Source organism: Fluviicoccus sp., assembly GCF_030646115.1.
GTDB lineage: Bacteria > Pseudomonadota > Gammaproteobacteria > Pseudomonadales > Moraxellaceae > Fluviicoccus.
This window is the reverse complement of the sequence record NZ_JAUSMX010000018.1, coordinates 152,089-175,595: the sequence shown is the minus strand read 5'-3', so window position 1 is coordinate 175,595 and position 23,507 is coordinate 152,089. Positions and strand designations below refer to the sequence as shown.

Sequence of the window (23,507 nt, the reverse complement as noted above, 5' to 3'; positions counted from 1 at the left end):
TTGCTGTCTAAAAGTTACAGGCCAGTAGTTCAATTGGTAGAGCACCGGTCTCCAAAACCGGGTGTTGGGGGTTCGAGTCCCTCCTGGCCTGCCATTCTTATCCAAGTCAAGCTGACGGTTTATGACCACACAAGCTGAAAATGCCAAAACGAATAACGGTGCGAACATCCTTAAGTGGGGTTTTGCTGTTGTCCTGCTGATTGCGGCGACTCTGGGTAATCGCTATGCCCCTGAAGCAATGCCGCAAGTTCCGGCGTGGGCGCGTATTATCGTATTGGTGGTAGCCGGGTTGCTGGCAGCCGGTGTTTTACTGGTGACCACTCAGGGGAAGTCCTTCCTTAAGCTGCTTAAGGAGGCTCAGGTTGAGGCAAGGCGTGTTGTCTGGCCGACCAAAGATGAGACTTGGCAAACCACGTTGATTGTATTGGCGGTGGTTGTGGTTATGTCCCTGGTGCTTTGGGGCCTTGATACCCTGTTCGGCTGGATGATCTCCGCCATAATAGGCAGGTAAAGCATATGAGCAAGCGTTGGTATATTGTTCACGCCTATTCCGGGTTTGAAAAGCAGGTGATGCGTTCCCTTCAGGATCGTATTCTCCGTTCCGGCCTGGAGCACTTTTTTGGTGAAGTGCTGGTGCCGACGGAAGAGGTAGTGGAAATCAAGAATGGCGTGAAACGCAAAAGCGAGCGCAAGTTCTTTCCCGGATATGTGCTGGTTCACATGGAAATGAATGACGATACTTGGCATATGGTCAAGGATTGTCCGAAGGTGATGGGGTTTATCGGTGGCAAGGCAGATAAGCCGGCCCCGATTACGGATCGGGAAGCGGATGCGATTCTGAGTCGGTTGCGCCTGAATGCCGATGCTCCGCGTCCCAAGACTCTGTTTGAGCCGGGCGAAGTTGTGCGGGTGGCAGATGGGCCGTTTGCTGACTTCAATGGTGTTGTTGAGGAAGTCAATTACGAGAAAAATCGTCTCCGCGTGGCGGTGATGATTTTCGGTCGTGCAACGCCGGTGGATCTGGAATTTACCCAGGTTGAAAAGGCGGTTTAGTTTATTGTCGGGCCGGCTTGGTGTCGGCCTGGTTGTTGTTAGCCAAAGGGGAGCCGCAAGGCGTTAGTACCCACGGAGTCTGAAATGGCCAAGAAAATTGACGCATATGTCAAACTGCAAATCCCGGCTGGTAAAGCCAATCCGTCCCCACCCATTGGTCCTGCGCTGGGCCAACGCGGTGTGAACATCATGGCATTCTGTAAGGAATTCAATGCCGCGACCCAGAAGCTGGAACCCGGCATGCCGATTCCGGTGGTGATCACGGTTTACAGTGATCGCTCCTTCACCTTCGTGATGAAGACCCCTCCGGCCACGTATCTGCTCAAGAAGGCGGCTGGCATCAAGAGCGGTTCGCCTCGTCCCAATACCCAGAAAGTGGGTAAGGTGACTCGCGCCCAGCTGGAAGAAATTGCTGCCCTGAAGAAGCCTGACCTGACGGCTGCGGATGTGGATGCGGCAGTTCGTACACTTGCCGGTTCGGCTCGTTCCATTGGTTTGGATGTGGAGGTTTAACATGGCCAAGTTGAGCAAGCGTCAACAAGCTATCCGTGCCCAGGTCCAGCCTGGCAAGACCTACAGCATCGAAGCAGCTCTGAGTCTGCTGAATTCCCTGCCGCCCGCGAAGTTCAAGGAGTCGATTGACGTCGCCGTGAATCTGGGCGTGGATCCGCGGAAGTCGGACCAGGTGGTTCGTGGCGCGACCGTGCTTCCTGCCGGTACCGGCAAGACGGTGCGTGTTGCTGTGTTTGCCCAGGGCGCCAATGCCGAAGCAGCTAAGGCTGCCGGTGCGGACATCGTGGGTTTTGACGACCTGGCTGCCTCCATTCAAGGCGGCGATCTGAATTTCGATGTGGTTATTGCCACGCCGGACGCCATGCGCGTTGTCGGTAAGCTGGGTACCATTCTGGGTCCCCGCGGCCTGATGCCTAACCCCAAGGTAGGCACAGTGACGGCAGATGTAGGCACTGCGGTGAAGAATGCCAAGTCCGGTCAAGTGCGCTATCGCGTTGACAAGGGCGGCATCATTCACGCTCCGGTCGGCCAGATGGGTTTCAGTGCTGAAGCCATTCAACAGAACGTGGAAGCGCTGGTCGCTGATCTGAAGAAGGCCAAGCCTGCCACCTCCAAGGGTGTCTATATCAAGAAAGTGACTCTGTCCACCACCATGGGCCCGGGTCTCGCGATTGATCAGGCAACTCTGTCCGCCTAAGACGGCAAGCAGAATTTTCGGGATTTTCCCGAGCAAGGACTTTGTTACGCAATAAGCGTCAAAGACCTCAGGTGCACGAAAGTGCGTAATTGCGCAAGCAGCCTGCGTAGACGCGGTGTGGTTCAGTTAACGCTAACCCCCGCGTGAACGCCGATATTTTGTCGGCATTCAATTCGTTAGGAGGTTACTGTGACTCTGAAATTAGAGGACAAGAAAGAGATCGTTGCCGAGGTGAATAAAGTCGCCTCCGGTGCTTTCTCTGCAGTGGTAGCCAATTATCGTGGTCTGACTGTAGGTCAGTTGACCAAGCTGCGCGAAAAAGCCCGCGACCAGCAAGTGTACGTGCGTGTTGTTCGCAACACGCTCGCCCGCCGCGCTGTGGAAGGCACCTCTTTCGCTTGCTTGAACGACGATCTCGTTGGTCCGACCATTATTGGTCTGTCCCTGTCGGAAAACGACATGGGCGCGGCAGCCCGCCTGTTCAAGGACTTTGCCAAAGACAACCAGAAGATGGAAGTCATGGCCTTGGCCCTGAATGGTCAGCGTTACGATGCGAAGCAGATTGACGTTATCGCCAGCCTGCCGAACCGCGAAGGCGCATTGACCATGCTGGCATCCGTGCTGCAAGCGCCTGTATCGAAATTTGGCCGTCTGTTTACAGCTCTCAAAGAGAAGCTGGAAGAAGCCGCCTGATTTCTGCCCGATTTTGAACCATACCCAAGTGGAGAATTACCATGGCTCTGTCCAATGAAGAAATCCTGAATGCCGTTTCCGAAAAGACGGTGATGGAACTGGTCGAACTGATCAAGGCTTTTGAAGAAAAGTTTAATGTGTCTGCTGCTGCTGTTGCTGTCGCCGCGGGTCCCGCTGCTGCTGCCGTGGTTGAAGAACAAACCGAATTCAACGTGATCCTGACCAGCTTCGGCGCCAACAAGGTCAACGTCATCAAGGCGATCCGTGAACTGACCGGCCTGGGCCTGAAAGAAGCCAAGGATCTGGTTGAAGGCGCACCGCAAACCGTTAAGGAAGGCGTTAGCAAGGATGAAGCTGCTTCTGTCAAGAAGAAGCTGGAAGAAGCTGGCGCTACTGCCGACATCAAGTAAGCTGCCTTTACCGGTGCTTACTTGCGGTTGAACAAAGCGCAAAAAATGGCTGGCGGCTCATTATGGTCGCCGGCCTTTTTCTGTTTTCGGTAATTGATTCAAGGCTGTAGTGGCAGATTGTTGGACAATAAAACGTTCAGGTTTCGGTTTGTGCCGAATTGAGCGTGTTATGGCGAACAATTTGGCGGACCGGGCACTAATGTCCGGGTACCCAAGGCACCCAAGAACCGGCGTAAGCCGGTGACCCGATAGAGTTAAGTCTAGCTGAGGACTCCAGATGGCATACTCATACACCGAAAAGAAACGCATCCGAAAAAATTTCGGCAAGTTGCCCACGCTGATGGATGTGCCTTACCTGTTGGCGATCCAGGTGGACTCCTACCGCGCCTTTCTACAGGACGGCAAAAAGCCGCGTAGTCGTGAAGACCTCGGTCTGCAAGCGGCTTTCAAGTCGGTTTTCCCCATTGTCAGCTACTCCGGCAATGCGGCGTTGGAGTTCGTGGAATACCATCTGGGTCATCCCGGCTTTGATGTGCGTGAGTGCATCCTGCGCGGCCTGACTTATGCGGCGCCGCTCCGCGTTAAGATCCGCCTGATCATTTATGATCGTGAAGCTTCCGTGAAAACCATCAAGGACATCCGCGAGCAGGAAGTCTACATGGGTGAAATCCCCTTGATGACGGACAACGGCACCTTCGTGATCAATGGCACCGAGCGGGTCATCGTTTCGCAGTTGCACCGGAGTCCCGGCGTGTTCTTTGATCACGACAAGGGTAAGACACACTCGTCCGGCAAGCTGCTATACAACGCACGGATCATTCCTTATCGCGGTTCCTGGCTGGACTTCGAGTTCGATGCCAAGGATCTGGTATATGTGCGTATTGACCGTCGCCGCAAACTGGCGGCGACGATCCTGTTGCGCGCTTTGGGATACAGCTCAGACGAAATACTGGCTATGTTCTTCGAAACCACCAAGGTTTCGCATGATGACACCGGTTATCGCTTTGACCTCATTCCCGAACGTCTGCGTGGCGAAACCGCCTCGCTGGAAATTCGCGGCAAGGACAAAGTCATTGTAGAAGCGGGCCGTCGTATTACGGCCAAGCACATCCGCGAGATTGAAAAAGCAGGCATCAAGAGTTTGGAAATCCCTGCGGATTATTTACATGGCAAGGTGGTGGCCAAGACTTTGCTGCACCCTGCGACCGGTGAGCTGGTTTGCGAATGCAATACGGTGATCACGGCTGAAGTACTGACCCGCTTGCAGAAAGCCGGCATTCAGGCATTTGAAGTGCTGTACACCAATGAACTGGATCGGGGTCCGTTTGTCGCGGATACCTTGCGTGCTGATTCCAGCCGCACCGAGCTGGATGCCTTGGTTGAAATTTACCGCATGATGCGTCCAGGCGAACCGCCCACCAAGGATGCAGCGGAGAACCTGTTCAAGAACCTGTTCTTCACCGCCGAGCGCTATGACCTGTCAGCGGTTGGCCGCATGAAGTTCAACCGCCGGCTGACGCGCAATGATGACAAGGGCGAGGGCACCTTGTCCCGCACTGATATCGTTGATGTGCTGAAGACGCTGATTGACATCCGTAACGGCAAGGGTGAAGTGGACGATATCGACCACTTGGGCAACCGTCGTGTACGTTGTGTCGGCGAAATGACCGAAAACCAGTTCCGTGTTGGTCTGGTGCGCGTTGAACGTGCGGTCAAGGAACGTCTGAGCCTTGCCGAAAGTGAGAACCTGATGCCGCAGGACTTGATCAACGCCAAGCCGGTATCGGCAGCGATCAAGGAATTCTTCGGGTCCAGCCAGCTTTCGCAGTTTATGGACCAGAACAATCCGCTGTCGGAAATCACGCACAAGCGTCGCGTTTCCGCTCTCGGCCCCGGCGGTCTGACGCGCGAACGTGCGGGCTTCGAAGTCCGTGACGTGCATCCGACCCACTACGGCCGTGTCTGCCCCATTGAGACGCCTGAAGGCCCGAACATTGGTCTGATCAATTCGTTGGCCGTGTACGCCAAGGCCAATGATTATGGCTTCCTGGAGTCGCCATACCGCAAGGTCGTGAACGGGCAGGTGACGGATGATTCGGAATACCTCTCCGCCATTGAGGAAAGCATGTGCGTCATTGCACAGGCCGACTCGCGCGTGGATGGTGAAAACCGTCTGCTCGATGATCTGGTAGCTGTACGTTACAAGAATGAATTCACGGTGATGGCGCCGGAAAAAGTCACGCACATGGACATTTCGCCTCGTCAGGTGGTGTCGGCTGCGGCCTCGCTGATTCCGTTCCTGGAACACGATGATGCTAACCGCGCCTTGATGGGTTCGAACATGCAGCGTCAGGCAGTCCCGACCTTGCGCGCCGACAAGCCACTGGTCGGTACCGGCATGGAGCGTTATGTCGCCCGTGACTCCGGCGTCTGCGTGACGGCGACCCGTGGCGGCACAATCGATTATGTCGATGCCGCCCGGATTGTGATTCGCGTCAATGATGATGAGATGACAGCTGGTGAAGCCGGTGTGGACATCTACAACCTCACCAAGTACACCCGCTCCAACCAGAACACCTGTATCAACCAGAAGCCGATCGTCAATCGAGGTGATCTGGTGGCCCGTGGCGACATCCTCGCTGACGGACCCTCGGTCGATCTGGGTGAGTTGGCGCTGGGTCAGAACATGCGCGTCGCGTTCATGCCCTGGAACGGCTACAACTTCGAAGATTCGATCTTGTTGTCCGAGCGCGTGGTGCAGGAAGACCGCTTTACGTCGATCCACATTCAGGAATTGTCGTGTATTGCCCGTGACACCAAGCTGGGCTCGGAAGAAATTACGGCGGATATCCCCAATGTCGGTGAAGCCGCACTGAGTAAGCTTGACGAGTCGGGCATCATCTACATTGGTGCTGAAGTCAATGCCGGAGACATTCTGGTCGGCAAGGTGACACCGAAGGGTGAAACCCAGTTGTCGCCTGAAGAGAAACTGCTGCGCGCCATTTTCGGTGAAAAAGCCTCCGATGTTAAGGACAGCTCCCTGCGTGTACCTTCCGGCACCAAGGGCACCGTCATTGATGTGCAGGTCTTCACCCGTGACGGTGTCGAGAAGGACAGCCGCGCGCTGGCCATTGAAAAGTCACAACTCAATGCCTACCGCAAGGACTTGAAAGAAGAGTTCCGCATTTTTGAAGAGGCGGCCCGTTCCCGTCTGTTGCCCTTGCTTAAAGGGCAGTCGGTCAATGGCGGAGCCGGATTCAAAAAGGGTGACCTGCTGACAGAAGACACCCTCAATGCCATGACCTTTGACAAGTGGTTCGAATTGCGCCCGACGGAAGAAGCCATTGGCGAGCAGCTCGAACGCGTGCAAACCTATCTGAAAGAGCGGGAAGAGGAAATCGAAGCCCGTTTCGAAGACAAGAAGCGCAAGATCACCACGGGTGACGATCTGACCCACGGTGTACTGAAGGTAGTCAAGGTTTACCTGGCCGTGAAGCGCCGCATCCAGCCGGGTGACAAGATGGCCGGCCGTCACGGTAACAAGGGTGTGGTTTCGGTCATCATGCCGGTTGAAGACATGCCGTACGATGAGAACGGTGATCCGGTCGATATCGTGCTGAATCCGTTGGGCGTTCCGTCGCGTATGAACGTGGGCCAGATTCTGGAAACCCACCTAGGTTGGGCGGCCAAGGGATTGGGCAAGAAAATCGGGCGTATGCTGGACGAGCAGCGTCAGGCATCCGAACTGCGCGAGTTCCTCGACAAGATCTACAATCAGATCGGTGGCGAGAAGGAAGACCTCAACGAGCTCACCGACAGCGAAGTGATGAACATGTCCGCCAATCTGCGCGGCGGCGTGCCCATTGCGACACCCGTATTTGATGGTGCTCATGAGAGCGAAATCAAGGCTTTGCTGAGGCTCGCCGACCAATCCGAGAACGGTCAGCAGTGGCTGTACGATGGTCGGACCGGCGAGCGTTTTGACCGTCAGGTGACCGTCGGCTACATGTACATGCTGAAGTTGAACCACTTGGTCGATGACAAGATGCACGCCCGTTCCACCGGCTCCTACTCCCTGGTTACCCAGCAACCGCTGGGCGGCAAGGCGCAGTTCGGTGGCCAGCGTTTCGGGGAAATGGAAGTGTGGGCGCTGGAAGCTTACGGCGCCACTTACACCCTCCAGGAAATGCTGACTGTGAAGTCCGATGATGTGAATGGCCGTACCCGCATCTACAAGAATATTGTTGATGGCGATCACCGCATGGAACCGGGCATGCCCGAATCCTTCAATGTGCTGATCAAGGAAATCCGGTCGCTCGGTATCAATATCGAGTTGGATAACGAATAAGCGCATCGCAGCGCCGGGGGAGGTGATGCCTCCCCTCCGTTCACCTGATTTGCTGGAAAGAATGCCATGAAAGATTTGCTGAACCTGTTGAAAAAAGACGGTCAGGACGCAGAATTCGACCGTATCCGCATCGGTCTGGCCTCCCCGGACATGATTCGTTCGTGGTCCTTCGGGGAAGTGAAAAAGCCGGAAACCATCAACTACCGCACTTTCAAGCCCGAACGTGACGGCCTGTTCTGCGCCAAGATATTTGGTCCGATCAAGGATTACGAGTGCCTGTGCGGCAAGTACAAGCGCATGAAGTTTCGCGGCATCATCTGCGAAAAGTGCGGTGTCGAAGTCACCTTGACCAAGGTTCGCCGTGAGCGCATGGGGCACATTGAACTGGCCTCACCGACCGCGCACATCTGGTTCCTGAAGTCGCTGCCGTCCCGTATTGGTCTGATGCTGGACATGACGCTGCGCGATATTGAACGCGTTCTTTATTTCGAGAGCTTTGTCGTGATCGAGCCGGGCATGACCCCGCTGGAAAAGGGCCAGTTGCTGTCGGATGAAGACTATTACACCGCTCTCGAGGAGTATGGTGACGAATTTGACGCCAAGATGGGTGCCGAAGCCATTCAGGCTCTGCTGAAGGAAATCGATCTGGAGGCCGAAGTGGTTCGCCTGCGTGAAGAAATTCCGCAAACCACGTCGGAAACCAAGCTGAAGAAGCTGTCGAAGCGCCTGAAGCTGATGGAAGCCTTTTCCAATTCCGGCAACAAGCCGGAATGGATGGTCATGACGGTGCTGCCGGTGTTGCCGCCGGATTTGCGTCCGCTGGTGCCGCTGGATGGCGGTCGTTTTGCGACCTCTGACCTGAACGATCTGTATCGTCGTGTCATCAACCGGAATAACCGGCTGAAGCGTCTGCTGGAACTGAGCGCTCCCGACATTATCGTGCGCAACGAGAAGCGCATGCTGCAGGAAGCTGTGGACGCCCTGCTGGACAACGGCCGTCGCGGTCGCGCCATCACCGGTTCCAACAAGCGCCCGCTGAAGTCCCTGGCTGACATGATCAAGGGTAAGCAAGGCCGCTTCCGTCAGAATTTGCTCGGGAAGCGTGTCGATTACTCCGGTCGTTCCTTGATCGTGGTGGGCCCGACCCTGCGGCTGCACCAGTGCGGCCTGCCGAAGAAGATGGCTCTGGAATTGTTCAAGCCCTTCATCTTCGCCAAGCTGGAAAGCAAAGGGCTGGCGACCACCATCAAGGCCGCCAAGAAGATGGTTGAGCGCGAAACCGCCGAGGTCTGGGATATCCTGGCCGACGTGATTCGCGAACATCCTGTGATGCTGAACCGTGCGCCGACGCTCCACCGTCTGGGCCTGCAGGCATTCGAGCCGGTGCTGATCGAAGGCAAGGCCATCCAGCTGCACCCGCTGGTTTGTACCGCCTTCAACGCCGACTTTGACGGTGACCAAATGGCCGTACACGTACCGCTGACGCTGGAAGCCCAGCTTGAAGCGCGTGCGCTGATGATGTCGACCAACAACATCCTGTCGCCTGCCAACGGCGACCCGATCATCGTCCCGTCTCAGGACGTGGTGTTGGGCCTGTATTACATCAGCCGTGACCGGGTCAACGCCAAAGGCGAGGGCATGATCTTCGCGGACTTCGCCGAAGTTACCCGCGCCCTTGGCAATAAGGCAGTTGAGTTGCATGCACGGGTCAAGGTTCGTATCCGTGAAGTCACGGTCGACGACGAAGGCCTGCGCAATGAACGCACCTTCATTGCCGATACCACTCCCGGCCGCTGCATGCTGTGGGATATCGTGCCGGAAGGTTTGCCTTTCAGCATCATCAACCAGCCGATGACCAAGAAGAACATCTCGAAGCTGATCAATACCAGCTACCGTACGCTGGGCTTGAAGGACACCGTGGTGTTTGCCGACCAGCTGATGTACCTCGGTTTCCGTCAAGCGACGTATTCCGGAGTGTCCGTCGGTATGGAAGACATGGTTATTCCTCCGCAAAAGCAGACTTTGATCGGCGCTGCGGAAGACGAAGTCCGTGAAATCGAAGCCCAATTCTCCTCAGGTCTGGTGACTGCAGGTGAGCGTTACAACAAGGTGGTCGACATCTGGTCCCGCGCCAACGAATTGGTGGCGAAGGCGATGATGGACAACTTGTCCACCGAAAAAGTCATCAACAAGCAGGGTGACGAGGAAAGCCAGAAATCGTTCAATTCGATCTTCATCATGGCGGACTCCGGCGCCCGGGGTAGTGCGGCGCAGATTCGCCAGTTGGCCGGTATGCGTGGCCTAATGGCCAAGCCCGATGGCTCCATCATTGAAACGCCCATCAAGGCGAACTTCCGTGAAGGCCTGACTGTTCTCCAGTACTTCATCTCGACTCACGGCGCCCGTAAGGGTCTGGCCGATACCGCGTTGAAGACGGCGAACTCCGGTTACCTGACCCGTCGTTTGGTGGATGTGGCCCAGGATCTGGTGATCACCCAGGTGGATTGCGGCACTTCCAAGGGACTGCTGATGTCTCCGCTGATTCAGGGCGGTGATGTGGTTGAGCCTTTGCGTGAGCGCGTACTGGGTCGTGTAACGGCCGTGGATGTCATCATCCCGGGCTCTGATGATGAAATCATCGCGCCTGCCGGCACCCTGCTGGATGAAAAGTGGGTTGAGAAGCTGGAGTTAGCCGGCGTTGACGAAGTCATCGCCCGCTCCGTGATTACCTGTGAAACCCGATATGGTGTTTGCGCCAAGTGCTACGGTCGCGATCTGGCCCGTGGTCATCAAGTGAACATCGGCGAGTCCATCGGTGTCATGGCGGCTCAGTCGATTGGCGAGCCGGGAACCCAGCTCACCATGCGTACGTTCCACATTGGTGGTGCGGCCAGCCGGGCTTCCGCGATTTCCAGCGTACAGGTTCGCAATGACGGCACTATCCGTTTCCATAACATCAAAACGGTACAGCACCTGAACGGCAATCTGGTCGCCGTTTCCCGCTCAGGTGAAGTCGGTGTTGCCGATAACCGTGGCCGCGAGCGCGAGCGCTACAAGCTGCCTTACGGCGCTGTGATTACCGTAAAGGATGGCCAGGAAGTGAAGGGCGGTCAGATCGTCGCCAACTGGGATCCGCACACCCACCCGATCATCACGGAAGTGGCGGGTCGTGTGAAGTTTGCGCACATGGATGAAGGCATCACCGTCCGTCATCAGACGGATGAGCTGACAGGCCTGACCAATATTGAAATCATCGATCCGAAGGATCGTCCGGCAGCCGGCAAGGACTTGCGGCCAGCCATCGCCCTGACGGACGAACATGGCAACCAGTTGCGTCTGGAAGGGTCTGATCAGCCAGTGATGTACTTCCTGCCTGCCTTGGCCATTACCAGCCTACAGGACGGGACCATCGTTGGAATTGGTGACGTTATTGGCCGTATTCCTCAGGAATCGTCGAAGACCCGTGACATCACCGGGGGTCTGCCGCGTGTGGCCGACCTCTTTGAAGCCCGCCGTCCCAAGGAACATGCCATCCTGGCCGAGAAAAGCGGCGTCATCAGCTTTGGCAAGGAAACCAAGGGTAAGCACCGTCTTATTATCACGCCGGAAGATGGCGCTGAGATTTACGAGGAGCTGATTCCGAAGTGGCGTTCAATCAACGTGTTCGAAGGTGAGCGCGTGCAACGGGGCGAAGTGATTTCTGATGGTCCGCAGAACCCTCATGACATCCTGCGTTTGAAGGGTGAAACGGCGCTGGCTTCCTATATCGTCAACGAAGTCCAGGATGTTTACCGTTTGCAAGGTGTGCGGATCAACGACAAGCATATCGAAGTCATCATTCGTCAGATGTTGCGTAAGGCGGACATTCTTGAAGGCGGGGATACCTCTTTCATCAAGGGTGAGCAAGTTGAATACGCGCGCATGCAGGAGGAGAACGAAGAAGCGCTGTCGGAAGGCAAGTTCCCGGCTCGTTTCGAGCGGGTACTGATGGGGATCACCAAGGCCTCGCTGGCTACGGACTCCTTCATCTCCGCTGCGTCTTTCCAGGAAACAACCCGGGTTCTGACCGAAGCTGCGGTTACCGGCAAGGAAGACGATTTGCGTGGCTTGAAGGAAAACGTGGTAGTCGGGCGTCTGATTCCGGCAGGTACCGGCTTTGCGTATCATGCCGAGCGCCGTCGCCTGCGTCAGGAAGAGTTGGCTGTTCCTGAAGCTGCGTTGACGCCTTCTGCACCGAGCATGAGTGATGTGGAGCAGGCGCTTTCCGAAGCGTTGAACCAGGGGGAGTAATTTCTCTGGGTAGAGAAATGGGCGCGATTATCGCGCCCATTTTTTTGATTGATATTCCATCAAACGATATAACAAGCCCTGTACAAAAATCTCAAGATAACTATAATGCCTCGCAACAGGACGACACATTGACTGAAAGGATTCAGCATGCCAAACCAGCTTTCCAGCTTTCCAGCTTTCCAGCTTTCCAGCTTTCCAGCTTTCCAGCTTTCCAGCTTTCCAGCTTTCCAGCTTTCCAGCTTTCCAGCTCGTTAGCTCGTAATATTCAAATAAAACATATTTGAAAGTGACTTGTTCAGCGCGATAACAATGGATGTTAAGCCAGAATATATTGTATTTTTTAATAATCAGTACTGCATCGGAACACCGATAGTACTGTTCCCGAGAAATCAAAACCAAGGAGAGTCTGTATGTTAAAGTTCAACCAACGTGGTCAAGGAATGACAGAGTACATTATTATTGTAGCGTTGATAGCTGTTGCTGCAATCGGTGCATTCAGGTTTTTTGGCCAAACCGTAAGAACTCAAGCAGCAGTAGCGGCCAATGAAATTGGTGGTAATGATAATGGTGCAGCTCGTGCTGGCGTGCGCGCGGCAGCAGGAGCTACGACGGTTGAAGCACTGCGTTCCAAGACCTTGTCAAACTACGAGGTTGGCAATAGGTAAAATGGGGATATCAGAGGGATTTGGTTAATGAGTCGCTGGCAAGGAGGCCAATCACTACCGCTGATGATGGTTTTTATTATTGCTCTGTCTTCTGGTGCTTTTTATTTATTCAATACCGGCATGCTGTTGATAGAGCGAATAAAAATAACCTCATCAGCGGACCACGTGGCGTATGCGGTTGCGATTCAGCAGGCAAGATTATTGAATTTGAATGCTTATTTGAATCGCGCGGCCATAGCAAACCAGCTGGCTGTTGCGCAGAATATAAGTGTGGCTTCCTGGGGTATGTTTGTTCAGCCGATTCCTCAGCGTGCTTCTCCTTTGTTGATTCCACCCATGACGCCGGTTGGGGCGCCGATTGTGCAAATCAGTAATATGGTGGCGCTTGGAATGCGGCCTATTGCGGAAAGCATGGGGGCATTCATTTTGCAGAATCAATTAGCCAATGTTTCGATTAAAGAACATCAGCGATTATTGAATACACTTTATTATCCGGTATTGTTAAAAGATACACCGGCTACCATACTGGGTGCTTCCGGGCTTGGGAGGGAGGGTGTCAAATTTAATTATGTAGTTACTTCTGATAATTTTGCGTCTTTTGTTGATCGATATGCTGATGCTGAAAGGATGCGGTTGCAGTCGGTCATGATGGATTCCCGTGATCCTTTTACCGCAGCCAGAAAACGTTGGGATGAAGGGTTTGGATTGGCGAAGTGCAGCAAGTGGACCCCAAACATGCCATATTTTGAGATGATCAAGCGCGGGGGTACGCAGCTCTTGGGGTTGGATGAATGGAAAGGCATGGATACATTCTCGTTACATACTTACACAGGTTATTGGAAGAGCAGGAAATTGAGGTTGCCAAAATGGGTGTGTGCGCACACAGAGTATCCGGTGGGTTATGGCTCCTCAGTAACCTCTAAAAATGGCGGAAATGCTGACTCCAGAGACGTTGCTTCATTTGACGGTTCCTGGTCTGCCAACCCAGCGGGCTCGTCAGCGAGTTCAGGGTCAAGTCCGTTGTGGGACTCGAGGCGGGGGAGTCGTGCGATGGCGCCCGCAGTGCCGGAATTCTACGATCTTTCAGCCGAAATTCTGAAGAAACAAGAGCCTGTGCTGAATGTTGTCATTCGGTTGTACAAGGCCAAGCGTGAATTGCTGACTACGGCAGGGCGCTCGGCGGTTAAAGTTGGAGGCGGTTTGCAGCAGTTTGAGAAAATGCCGAATAATCGAATGGAGGCTTCGTCGCGGGCGGTAGTCTACTTTGATCGTCCACAGTCGCATCATCGGAATGGCATCAGTCGTGAGAAAGCCAGTCTTTTTAATCCTTATTGGCGGGTTCGACTGGAGTCACTGAGGGAGGTGGATCGTGCGGCCCTGTCTGTGCCGTAGCGCGGCTATGCACCCTATGTATTTGAATCGCGGGCAAGCGATGGTCGAATTTGTAGTCGGGGTCATGGTCGTGGTTCTGTTCCTGGTGTTGATTCCGCTACTTGGAAAGCTGCTCCAGATCAGGATGAAAGTGGTTGAGGCTGCCAATTATGTCGTTTGGGAACAAGCCAAAGGGGTGGCGGAAGATGATGCCGGAATGGGGATGACGGTCGGTCATCGCTTTTTCTCGGCGCAAGGGATAGGAGTCAATTCAGAATGGAAACAGCACGCTAATCATCAAGGCTGGCTAACCAATAAAGGAAAAATCATGGTTGATGGGACAGCAGTCAAGGTTCTGACAAATACAATAAGCGATAAAAGCTTTAAGTCAGTTCGGCAACTAACCAGTGCTTTGAGTCTTTCTACGACAAATCTGGTTAGTCCCGCCGTGGTAGTTAAAGTTAATAATCTTGAAGAGTATGCCTGGTTGCCGGATTCGCTAACCATGACGCAGCAATTTTCGATAGTCAGGGATAGCTGGACATCTAGCTCACCTCAGGATGTTCAGTTAAGGATTGGCCGCGCTACTGTACTTCATCCTTATCCGAAATTGCAAAGGCCGATAATATCGACGGTAAACAATTTATTGAGTTTGATTTTCGGGGAAATCCAGGTAAAAACAAATTTGGTAAATCCGGAGGTTGTCCCGAAGGACAGGCTTGTGAAATATGAGGACTGAAACCGGGTGCGAATAATTTGCTTGATGATTACTCTGTGTTGGAGGGCTGTGGCTGCTGCGGAAGCTTCTATAAGCGACCTGAATAGCATTTTTGGAAAAGAGGTGGCTATTGAGCTATTGGTGGGTGATATGGTTGTTCAGCAGAGGCGGTCTGAAATTTATGGCTTTAAATCAGTCGGGTGCTGGGTTTCGTGTGTGTCGTCGATGCTGGGAAAGCGCCGGATACCATTTTATATTTTCAATAGCGGAGTATCCTTCAAGTTAAATAGGAAAATCGGCACGCTGATTTTTGATGGTCCTTCCAGGCCATTTATGGGCTACATTGTTGTTTCGCATCAATCAATGGCAACAACTGGGACGGTTTTACCATTTGATCGTGTGTACGGCGTCAAATTATTTGATGTCGAGAGCCGCGATGGAAATGGCTTTTTTCGAACAATGCTGGTGAAGGTAGCTGCCCGGGCCGATGTTGAATTAATGATTAAATCTGCTGTACGTCGCGGCTACGCAATGGAGCGGCAAGGGGTAAATGGAAGTTATTATATATTGAGCGATGGATCGAGTGAGTTGGTTGTTAGTGTAATTAATGAGAGGCCTGGGTTTTCAATGCTGATCAACATGAAGAGTGGGCAGAAGTAATGTTAACCAGACAAGGTGGAAGTGTTGTGATGGAATACCTGTTGGCAACGTCGATATTAATACTGGTTGTCGTTATTGGATCTGCAGCTAACCCCGGTGTTGGAGATATGCTGACCGATGCGTTTAAAACTGCATATGGAAAGTATTCATTATTGCTGGCTGTTATGGACTCCTCGCCATGAATCCAATTGCAAAGCTGGATCGGAAAACCACAGTGCTGTTGGTTGCTGTCGTTTTCGGGGTGTCGGGCGCTATCGGCGCCAATTACTACCTGAACAGAACCATTAATGAAATCAAGCGACATGAAAGTGTAACGGCCAGTGTGGTCGTTGCGAGGAGTGAGTTGCCGGCAGGAGCAACGATTACTCCCGATACGGTCTCGGTTCGAGAAATCCCCCTGGAGTGGGTGCAATCAGCGGCAGTGAAGCCGGAGCATTTTGAAAGTATTGAAAATGCAACACTTAAGGAGCCCATGGGCAAGGGTGAAATGATCATGTGGTCGATGGTGGAGAAGGTCGGCGAACAGGCTGTGTCGGCTGTCGTGGTTAAAGGACGTCGGGCAGTTACGGTGCCGGTGGATGAAATCAGCTCCTTGTCGGGCATGTTGCAGCCTGGGGACCTGATTGATCTGGTTGTTACCGTAAACATCGACGATCAGGCCATCAGTTTTCCCTTATTGCAGCAGGTTCGGGTTATTGCCACCGGCTCCCGCATGCGGGTTATGACAGAAGAGGAAGGTGGTGCGCAGTATTCGACGATTACCGTGGATGTCACGCCGGAGGAGGCCCGAAAGATCATTGCCGCAAGAGATGGCGGGCAATTGACCGCAATGCTTCGCAACCCCGGCGATCGACAACCTATCGGTACATATCGACTGGGCATGAATGATGTTCTGGGGTCAGGTACGGTGCCGGTAAAGCTTGGCGGAGCCAAGGTTGCAAGTCCGGTGGCGACGGGACAAGGGGTGAGAATTATCTACGGGGATCAACTATGAAATACCGGAAGCGGGTTGTCCCTGTCATCTTGATGTCCTTAGTTGCGTGGTCTGGAGTGTCAGCACCGCATGCTGAAGAGGCCGTGGAGAAAATTCCGGCCGCAGGTGAAGAGCTTCGCTTGTATGCCGGGGATGTGCATTTCATCGAAGGCGCTGGAATTTCAGAGGTGATGGTTGGCAGCAGCGAAGTGGTCAATGCATCCGCCCTTGGCGCCAAAGGACTGTTGATTTCCGCCAAAGGGCCCGGCGAAACAACGATTCGCGTATGGCGCGGCGGAGTGCAGAAAATCTATTACGTGCATGTGTTCCCTGAAAACATGCAAAGAGTTTACAGAGAGATCAAGGGCCTGATTGCAGGAGTCCCCGGTGCCCGATTGCTATGGCTGGGTAACAATCTGGTCGTTGAGGGTGAAGGTGTGTCCTTGCATGACCGCCAGCGACTGGGGCGCTTGCTTGCAGCTTATCCCTCCGTGGTGAATATGCTGCAGGAACAGAGCCGTGAGCGCGCGACCATGATTTATATGGATGTCCGGATCATCGAGTTTTCAAGGAGTGGGATCAGCAGTCTTGGAGTGGATTGGGCTGATGACATGGCCGGCCCGATATGGGCGGCAGCGGGTGATGTGCACAAGAGCACCGGTTTTCAGTCAGGTGTACTGAAGGATGTTACCGGGTTGCCGGCCACTCCGCGTGTATCTCCGTTTCAGACGTACTTCGGCATCGCCACTCGCCTGGACAGCCGGATCAATTTGCTGGAGCAGAGCGGCGAAGCCTTGATGGTGGCTCACCCGATCCTTTCATGCCGGAATGAAGGTAAAGCCAGTTTCCTGTCCGGCGGGCAGGTGCCTTTTGCATCCGCATCCGCCACTGGCACCCCCTCGGTAGAATTCAAGGATTACGGCATCAAGCTGGAGATAGAACCGGTGCTGGGTGATGATCAGACGGTTTTTGCCAGGATAGCCGCCGAGGTCAGTGATCTCGACAAGTCGACCACGGTCAATACGGTACCGGGTTTGTTGACCCGGCGGACTGAAACCGAATTCAGTATGAAAGTGGGCGAAACCATTGTCTTGAGTGGGTTGGTCAACAAAACAACAGGTACGGATGAGAACTCTGTTCCCGGATTGGGACGTATTCCGTTACTGGGCAAATTTTTCAGCAGCAAATCAAAATCATCACGCCGTAGTGAGTTGGTCATTTTTGTCACACCCATGGTGCAGGATGCCATCAGGCCGGCGTTGGCAACCGTGGTTGGAGAGAGCGAAAAAGTGCTGCAGCGGGAGACGGCTGATGCCAACGTGCTTCGGCCATTGTCTTCTCATGTGCCAGTACCCTCTTCGGATAATAAGAGTGAGGGCGATCAACCATGATCCGGGTCCATATCCAATTCCGGGATGGAACTGATGAGTTGATGGCGTTGCCGGATGTGGCGGTTCTCGGCAAGTCTCCGCAGTGTGAGTTACCGCTCAAGGGATGGTTTGTGGGCAAGGAGCATGCTCGCCTGTTTCGTTCGCCGCTGGGCATCATGGTTGAAGACCTAGGGGGTGGGGTCCAGGTAAACGGTCGGAAAACAGCCCATCAAGGCCCTTTGTCGCCAGAAGATGTTGTGGAAGTTGCCGGCTACAGGATTGTCGTGATGGAAAGCGCTGATGATGAGGTGACTGCCGCCGTCAAGGAAGATCGTGAACCAAGCTTGAAGGAGTCGATTTCCGCATCAGGCAACATGGAGGCAGATCCAGCGCCAAGTCTTTCGGCGTCTGTCTCCGCATTGCAGGCGGAGTGGCGTACTCGACTGCATGATCTGTTGCTGCAGAGGATGGATCTGCGGCGAACCGACATCTCTGGAATGACGGACAGCCAGTTGCGGGAAGAGGCCGCGCGCATGCTGCGCGAGTTGTTGCGGGAGCAGCGGAATGAATTTCCCGAGCAATTGGATCAGGCGTTGTTGCTCAGCCAGGTGCTGAATGAGGCGGTGGGCCTTGGGCCGCTGGAGGAATTGCTGGCTGATGATGCTGTCACGGAAATCATGGTGAACCGCCATGATGAGATTTTTGTGGAGAGTCGCGGGCGACTGGTTCGGCATCCGATGGTATTCAGCAGCAATCAGGCCGTCATGGCGGTCATTGAGCGTATCGTGGCCCCCATTGGGCGGCGGATAGACGAAAGCTGCCCGATGGTCGATGCGCGCCTTCGGGATGGATCCCGGGTTAATGCCATTATTCCTCCGCTGGCGCTGAAGGGGCCGTCGCTGACCATCCGGAAATTCTCCAGGAAGCGATTGGGCATCGCCCATCTGGTCGGGTTCGGCAGTTTGTCATCGGAGATGGCGGATTTTCTGGAAGTTTGCGTGTTGCACAAGCGCAATATCGTGGTTTCGGGGGGAACCGGCTCCGGTAAGACGACCTTGCTGAATGTCCTGTCGAACTTCATCCCGGAAGGGGAGCGGATTGTCACCATTGAGGATGCGGCCGAGTTGCAGTTGGATCACGAGCATCTGGTGTCGCTGGAGTCGCGCCCGGCCAACAGCGAAGGCAAGGGGCAAATTGCCATACGTGACTTGGTCAGGAACTCCCTGCGCATGCGTCCTGATCGCATTGTTATTGGTGAATGCCGGGGGCCGGAGGCGCTGGATATGCTGCAGGCCATGAACACCGGGCATGAAGGCTCCCTGACCACCCTCCATGCAAATACGCCCCGCGATGCTTTGTCACGGATGGAGACGCTCATCATGATGGCAGGCATGGATTTACCCCTGAGCGCGATTCGTGAGCAGATTGCCTCGGCGGTCGACATCATTGTCCAGCAAACCCGGTTTGCTTGCGGCACCCGCATGATTACCTATATCTCTGAAATTACCGGTATGGAAGGCGGGCGTATCCAGATGCAGGATATTTTCCGGTTTCGTAAGGGCATCACCCTCGCCCAGGGCAAGACTTTCGGGGAATTTGTTCCCGGCGACATGTTGCCGTCGTTTTATGAGGAGTTAATGGCGGCCGGAATCCCGCTTGATTTGTCCTTGTTCAAATGCACTCCGGGTCCGGAGGGGCGGGCATGATCTGGCTGATCTCCCTGCTGGCCGCCATGGCGTCTGCTTTGCTGGCATGGGTGCTGGCGGAGGCGTCGGAGCATCTGGCGGCTCAGGGCAAGCATCAGGAAGGGCTCAAGAGGTTGGAGCAACAGCTGGCCGCTTTGTTCCTGTTCGTGGATGTCCGCAAACTTGTTTTGCTGAATCTTGCATTGATGGGTTTGGTGACAGTCGGCGTGTGGTTACTGGCCCGAAATCCGGTGTTGCCGGTCCTGGTGCCGGTGCTTTTCCTGTTGGCGCCGGGGTGGGGCTACCGGTTCATCCGTGTCAGGCGCCAGAAACAATTTGAGCAACAGCTTCCGGATGCCATTCAGTCCCTTTCGGGAGCCTTGAAGGCCGGTGCCAGCTTGAATGCCGGCTTTATGCAACTGGCCCAGGAGTCTTCGCCGCCATTGTCGCAGGAAGTGGAGTTGATCATTCGTGAGCAGCGCCTGGGAGTGTCCCTTGATTCCGCATTGAGCAACTTGGGCAGGCGCATGCCGCTGCCAACGGTGGTATTGCTGGTCTCGACCATCCGTATAGCGGCTGAAACCGGCGGTGAGTTGGCCGAAGCATTGTCCAGGACTGCCACCACCATGCGCTCCATAGCCCAGGCTGAAGGCAAGATTGCTGCCTTGACGGCGCAGGGGAAGATGCAGGCTTGGGTGGTTGGCTTGCTGCCGATGTTACTGCTGTATGTGTTGAGCCGTATGGAGCCGGTTGCGATGGCCAAACTCTGGACGACCACGTTGGGGTGGGGGGTGATCGCCGTGATCGTTTTTTTGGAGTTTATGGGTGTTTGGTTGATTCGTCGTATTGTGGCGATTGATGTCTGAGCCATGGACAATTTGATATTCCTCCCTTTCGTGTTGTGCCTGGGACTTGCTCTGGGCTTGTCTCTTTGGTTGCTGGCCAGTCTGGTGCTGGCGGTGCCGGTCGAGGATCGCTCTTATCTGGACCAGCCGCCTCTGGGGTTTCGACTTTGCTGGTGGGGCATTCATATTATGGCCTGGTACATTCAAGACCATATCCCGGCCAGGTTGGCGGTCAGGCTTGAACAGCGTTTGCAAAAAGCCGGTCTGGATTATGTGCTGACTCCGGCCCAAGTATTGGGGGGGCAATGCATGGGGCTGCTTGTCGGAGGTGCCGGTGGCTGGGCCGTTGCTTTGCTTTTACAGCTCCAGGGTAACTCCCTGTCGTTTGGATTGGCTGCTCTGGGGTTCCTTTATCCGCTGATCTGGATGGGTGAGCGCATCAGCGCCCGGAGCAAGGACCTGCTGAAAACGCTGCCGTTTTACCTGGATATCGTCACCCTTTGTGTTGAGGCCGGACTTAACCTCAACGGCGCCCTGAAACAGGCGACCTTGAAGGGCCCGCCGGGAGTGCTTCGCGAAGAGTTCCAGCGCATTCTCCGGGATATACGGGCGGGTAAACTAAGAGCGGAAGCCTTGAGGGGCTTTGCGGCAAGGGTCGGGGAGCCGTCGGTGACGACACTGGTTTCGTCGATTGTCCAGGCGGAGTCCCTTGGGATGAGCTTGGGGCCCATGCTGCGGGCACAGGCGGAACAGCGCCGGCTTGAACGGTTTCTGCGGGCCGAAAAACTGGCCATGGAAGCTCCGGTCAAAATGTTGTTGCCGCTAGTGGCTTTTATTTTTCCATGTACCTTTGTGGTGCTGGGTTTTCCAATCGTCATGATGTTCAAGGATATTCAATAAGGACGGTGCCATGGACGGGACAATGGTTGAGACACCGGCGGGTTACCTGCAAATAACACCTGCCGTGACATTTACCCGCAGATTGGCGGGCTTGCTGGGCGCGCGGTCCCTGGGCAGGGATGAAGCCCTGTTACTTTACCCCTGTGCCGGAATACACACCCTGGGTATGCGGTTTGCCATTGATGTCTTGTTTCTGGATGCAGGAGGCTTACCCCTGCAGCAGCAATCTTGTGTCCTGCCCTGGCGGCTGGTCACCGCACCGCCTCAAACGGTCATGACTTTGGAGTTGGCGGCAGGCAGGTTGGATCGTAACTATTGTGATGGCTTGAAGTGGAGCGGCTTGGCGGCGATAGCCCGGGGTTTGACTCGTGCATAAGCTGTTATCCATCCATCAGCAAGGGTCTACTCTGACCGAGTTTGTGGTGGTGGGGCCATTGATTGTGCTGATGTCCATGGCGGGCTTGCAAATGATCATGCTGCAGTATGCCCGCCTGAACCTGGACTACGCTGGCTATGAGGCGGCCCGCGCCGGTTCGAGGCACAACGCCACTCCTGAGCCCATACGTGAAGCCTGGTTCAGGGCGCTGACGCCAATGCTGGTCACCTCCGGAGCACTGCCGAATCTGGCGCTTCCGGAGGACCCGAGGTTGGCATCCGGACTGGCCAGAAAGGCGGCCATGGCGGCCGAGGCTGCCTTCATGCGCATAGAAATCATAAGTCCCAGCCTGGAGGCTTTCGATGATTTCAATGATCCCGGCCTGCAGAAAACTCTTCGGACCGGTAGTGCACGGGCGATTCCCAATGAAGGCCTGGCGTCCCGTTCGCGACAGATCGGGCCGACTTCCGGCGTCAACATACAGGATGCAAATGTACTCAAGCTCAGAATTACCTATGGGTTTGAACCCAAAATCCCTTTGGTCGGGAAACTCTTTACAGGGGGCTTGGCATTAATGGCGGGGGGCAACGAGCCCTTCAAAGGAGGCTTGCTGGCTGCCGGCCGTATTCCGGTTGTTGTTGAGGCGACAGCGTCCATGGTTAGCCCTCCCGTGGAAAGTCACTGGGTAAAGCCGGCTCCGAAAGATCATCCTGACCAGGTTGCAGACCCTGAACCTGATCCGGATGCAGAGGTTCCTGATCTTGAAGATCCCGGTAATGGTACGGGAGAAGGGGGGCAAAATACCGGAGATACAGGCACAGGCGGAAGTGGCCTGCCAAATACCGGACAGGATGATGACTTCTGTTCGGAGGGAAACGCTTCACCGGTTTAGTCAGGGTTGTTTGAGTTTATACAAGGAGATGCATGATGTTGAAGATGGGACAAGTGAACGGGATTGCCGGTGTGGCTATGGTTCTGGCGTTGGCAGGGTGCGGGGGTGGTTCGGAAGGCGGTTCCGGTGCCACGCTGGGGACTGATGCCTCGTTGTCAGGAGGCAGCGCCTTCTTGCAACCGCTGTTTGCATTTGACAATGAATTTGACTTTACGCCGGAGGGTTTACAGGACAAAGTCATCCGCTCCAAATACAGTAAAGCCGGTGATGTCGTCAGCATCAAGGAAGAGGTAGTTTCCGGCCGTGAACTTGTACCCTTGGTGACGACGTTTGTCATGACACGGACGCACATCCTTAAAACAGAGGGCATTGATGCAGCGGCCGGGATTAAGTCGGCATTGATGACGAACAGCACGGACACGACATACACGTTTGCACCCTACACGGAGGAGCAGGGCAAAATTGCAGGCTTGGTCACCTTCCACTACAACGTAAAGCCGCTGAGTGGGTTACTGTTGGCGGATTCACTTAACGAATCGTTCTCCCTCATTCCGTCACAGACGTTGAAGATGAGGCATTTGCGCGACTCTGGAAAAACATTTCCCACGGGGTCGGAGTCGCTGGTGGTCAGTAAAGTGATCAATCATGAAGATATGGCTGAGTTTTCATCGGATGAAGTAACCGAATTGATGTCAATCGCGGAGTGGGAAGCAATGTATCCGAAGGGGACTGAGTTCCGTAGTTATACGTTCAAGGATCTGGATGTGAGATGCCAGCATGTGGTCGATTTGCCATTACAGGATCAAACCTGCATTGGCAGTTACGGAGGGCGCTTTTATATGGTCACCATGTCCCCGAAGGGCGAATATCTTCTGCCGGCAGGGCAGATGGTCTATTTCAATCAGACGGCATCGACAGCGCTGACAGACGGCATCCGGGCTGACTATAAGTAGTCCGGCCATGCGTTGAAAGCCGGAAAAATAAGGATTGACGGCTTGTTCCGGTCTGCCTATTATCTGTACCCCTCGAAAAGGCTATCTCCTCTTCG

General features: G+C 54.5%; 22 protein-coding genes and 1 tRNA gene. All 23 read left to right on the top strand.

The genetic code is table 11. The features are described 5' to 3' along the window. Positions 1 to 18: 18 nt before the first annotated feature. Positions 19 to 94 (top strand) — tRNA-Trp (locus tag Q7T36_RS12760). Positions 95 to 121: 27 nt separating this feature from the next. Further along, positions 122 to 511 carry a preprotein translocase subunit SecE gene (secE, locus tag Q7T36_RS12755; RefSeq protein ID WP_304849043.1) on the top strand — a complete coding sequence of 130 codons (390 nt, stop codon included), beginning with the start codon at positions 122 to 124 and terminating at the stop codon, positions 509 to 511. Positions 512 to 516: 5 nt separating this feature from the next. Then, the gene (gene nusG / locus Q7T36_RS12750) at positions 517 to 1,053 is read left to right on the top strand and encodes a transcription termination/antitermination protein NusG (RefSeq protein WP_304849040.1); all 537 of its coding nucleotides are present in this window, start codon (positions 517 to 519) and stop codon (positions 1,051 to 1,053) included. Between the two features lie 84 nt (positions 1,054 to 1,137). Then, the gene (gene rplK, locus Q7T36_RS12745; protein ID WP_304849037.1) at positions 1,138 to 1,566 is read left to right on the top strand and encodes a 50S ribosomal protein L11; all 429 of its coding nucleotides are present in this window, start codon (positions 1,138 to 1,140) and stop codon (positions 1,564 to 1,566) included. Between the two features lies 1 nt (position 1,567). Further along, positions 1,568 to 2,263, top strand: a complete 696-nt coding sequence (rplA, locus tag Q7T36_RS12740) for a 50S ribosomal protein L1 (protein WP_304849034.1) — start codon at positions 1,568 to 1,570, stop codon at positions 2,261 to 2,263. Positions 2,264 to 2,452: 189 nt separating this feature from the next. Beyond that, positions 2,453 to 2,956 carry a 50S ribosomal protein L10 gene (gene rplJ, locus Q7T36_RS12735; RefSeq protein ID WP_304849031.1) on the top strand — a complete coding sequence of 168 codons (504 nt, stop codon included), beginning with the start codon at positions 2,453 to 2,455 and terminating at the stop codon, positions 2,954 to 2,956. Positions 2,957 to 2,997: 41 nt separating this feature from the next. Continuing rightward, on the top strand, positions 2,998 to 3,366 hold the full coding sequence (gene rplL, locus Q7T36_RS12730; protein WP_304849028.1) for a 50S ribosomal protein L7/L12: 369 nt from the start codon (positions 2,998 to 3,000) through the stop codon (positions 3,364 to 3,366). Between the two features lie 277 nt (positions 3,367 to 3,643). Next, positions 3,644 to 7,714: a DNA-directed RNA polymerase subunit beta gene (gene rpoB, locus Q7T36_RS12725; RefSeq protein ID WP_304849025.1), complete on the top strand. Its 4,071-nt coding sequence runs from the start codon at positions 3,644 to 3,646 to the stop codon at positions 7,712 to 7,714. A gap of 66 nt (positions 7,715 to 7,780) precedes the next feature. Further along, complete coding sequence (gene rpoC, locus Q7T36_RS12720; protein WP_304849022.1) at positions 7,781 to 12,004, top strand: DNA-directed RNA polymerase subunit beta'; 4,224 nt, start codon at positions 7,781 to 7,783, stop codon at positions 12,002 to 12,004. 17 nt (positions 12,005 to 12,021) lie between these two features. Further along, positions 12,022 to 12,288, top strand: a complete 267-nt coding sequence (locus tag Q7T36_RS12715) for a hypothetical protein (RefSeq protein WP_304849019.1) — start codon at positions 12,022 to 12,024, stop codon at positions 12,286 to 12,288. Positions 12,289 to 12,414: 126 nt separating this feature from the next. Then, complete coding sequence (locus Q7T36_RS12710; protein ID WP_304849017.1) at positions 12,415 to 12,669, top strand: Flp family type IVb pilin; 255 nt, start codon at positions 12,415 to 12,417, stop codon at positions 12,667 to 12,669. Between the two features lie 27 nt (positions 12,670 to 12,696). Beyond that, positions 12,697 to 14,061: a hypothetical protein gene (locus Q7T36_RS12705; RefSeq protein ID WP_304849014.1), complete on the top strand. Its 1,365-nt coding sequence runs from the start codon at positions 12,697 to 12,699 to the stop codon at positions 14,059 to 14,061. A 16-nt stretch (positions 14,062 to 14,077) separates the two neighbouring features. Next, complete coding sequence (locus tag Q7T36_RS12700; RefSeq protein WP_304849011.1) at positions 14,078 to 14,779, top strand: hypothetical protein; 702 nt, start codon at positions 14,078 to 14,080, stop codon at positions 14,777 to 14,779. A gap of 21 nt (positions 14,780 to 14,800) precedes the next feature. After that, a complete protein-coding gene (locus tag Q7T36_RS12695; RefSeq protein ID WP_304849008.1) occupies positions 14,801 to 15,418 on the top strand; it encodes a hypothetical protein in 618 nt (205 codons plus the stop codon). Positions 15,419 to 15,447: 29 nt separating this feature from the next. Continuing rightward, the gene (locus Q7T36_RS12690) at positions 15,448 to 15,600 is read left to right on the top strand and encodes a hypothetical protein (protein ID WP_304849005.1); all 153 of its coding nucleotides are present in this window, start codon (positions 15,448 to 15,450) and stop codon (positions 15,598 to 15,600) included. Further along, the gene (cpaB, locus tag Q7T36_RS12685) at positions 15,597 to 16,412 is read left to right on the top strand and encodes a Flp pilus assembly protein CpaB (RefSeq protein ID WP_304849002.1); all 816 of its coding nucleotides are present in this window, start codon (positions 15,597 to 15,599) and stop codon (positions 16,410 to 16,412) included. The genes Q7T36_RS12690 and cpaB overlap by 4 nt, the downstream gene beginning before the upstream one ends. After that, positions 16,409 to 17,782 carry a type II and III secretion system protein family protein gene (locus tag Q7T36_RS12680; RefSeq protein ID WP_304848999.1) on the top strand — a complete coding sequence of 458 codons (1,374 nt, stop codon included), beginning with the start codon at positions 16,409 to 16,411 and terminating at the stop codon, positions 17,780 to 17,782. The genes cpaB and Q7T36_RS12680 overlap by 4 nt, the downstream gene beginning before the upstream one ends. Then, positions 17,779 to 19,467, top strand: coding sequence for an ATPase, T2SS/T4P/T4SS family (locus tag Q7T36_RS12675; protein ID WP_304848996.1), 1,689 nt, complete (start codon positions 17,779 to 17,781; stop codon positions 19,465 to 19,467). Before Q7T36_RS12680 ends, Q7T36_RS12675 begins: the two co-directional genes overlap by 4 nt. After that, a complete protein-coding gene (locus Q7T36_RS12670; RefSeq protein ID WP_304848993.1) occupies positions 19,464 to 20,312 on the top strand; it encodes a type II secretion system F family protein in 849 nt (282 codons plus the stop codon). The genes Q7T36_RS12675 and Q7T36_RS12670 overlap by 4 nt, the downstream gene beginning before the upstream one ends. 3 nt (positions 20,313 to 20,315) lie before the next feature. Continuing rightward, a complete protein-coding gene (locus Q7T36_RS12665; RefSeq protein ID WP_304848990.1) occupies positions 20,316 to 21,191 on the top strand; it encodes a type II secretion system F family protein in 876 nt (291 codons plus the stop codon). Positions 21,192 to 21,201: 10 nt separating this feature from the next. Then, positions 21,202 to 21,567, top strand: coding sequence for a DUF192 domain-containing protein (locus Q7T36_RS12660; RefSeq protein ID WP_304848987.1), 366 nt, complete (start codon positions 21,202 to 21,204; stop codon positions 21,565 to 21,567). After that, on the top strand, positions 21,560 to 22,459 hold the full coding sequence (locus tag Q7T36_RS12655) for a TadE/TadG family type IV pilus assembly protein (RefSeq protein WP_304848984.1): 900 nt from the start codon (positions 21,560 to 21,562) through the stop codon (positions 22,457 to 22,459). The genes Q7T36_RS12660 and Q7T36_RS12655 overlap by 8 nt, the downstream gene beginning before the upstream one ends. A 32-nt stretch (positions 22,460 to 22,491) precedes the next feature. Next, the gene (locus Q7T36_RS12650) at positions 22,492 to 23,412 is read left to right on the top strand and encodes a hypothetical protein (RefSeq protein WP_304848981.1); all 921 of its coding nucleotides are present in this window, start codon (positions 22,492 to 22,494) and stop codon (positions 23,410 to 23,412) included. Positions 23,413 to 23,507: the final 95 nt, after the last annotated feature.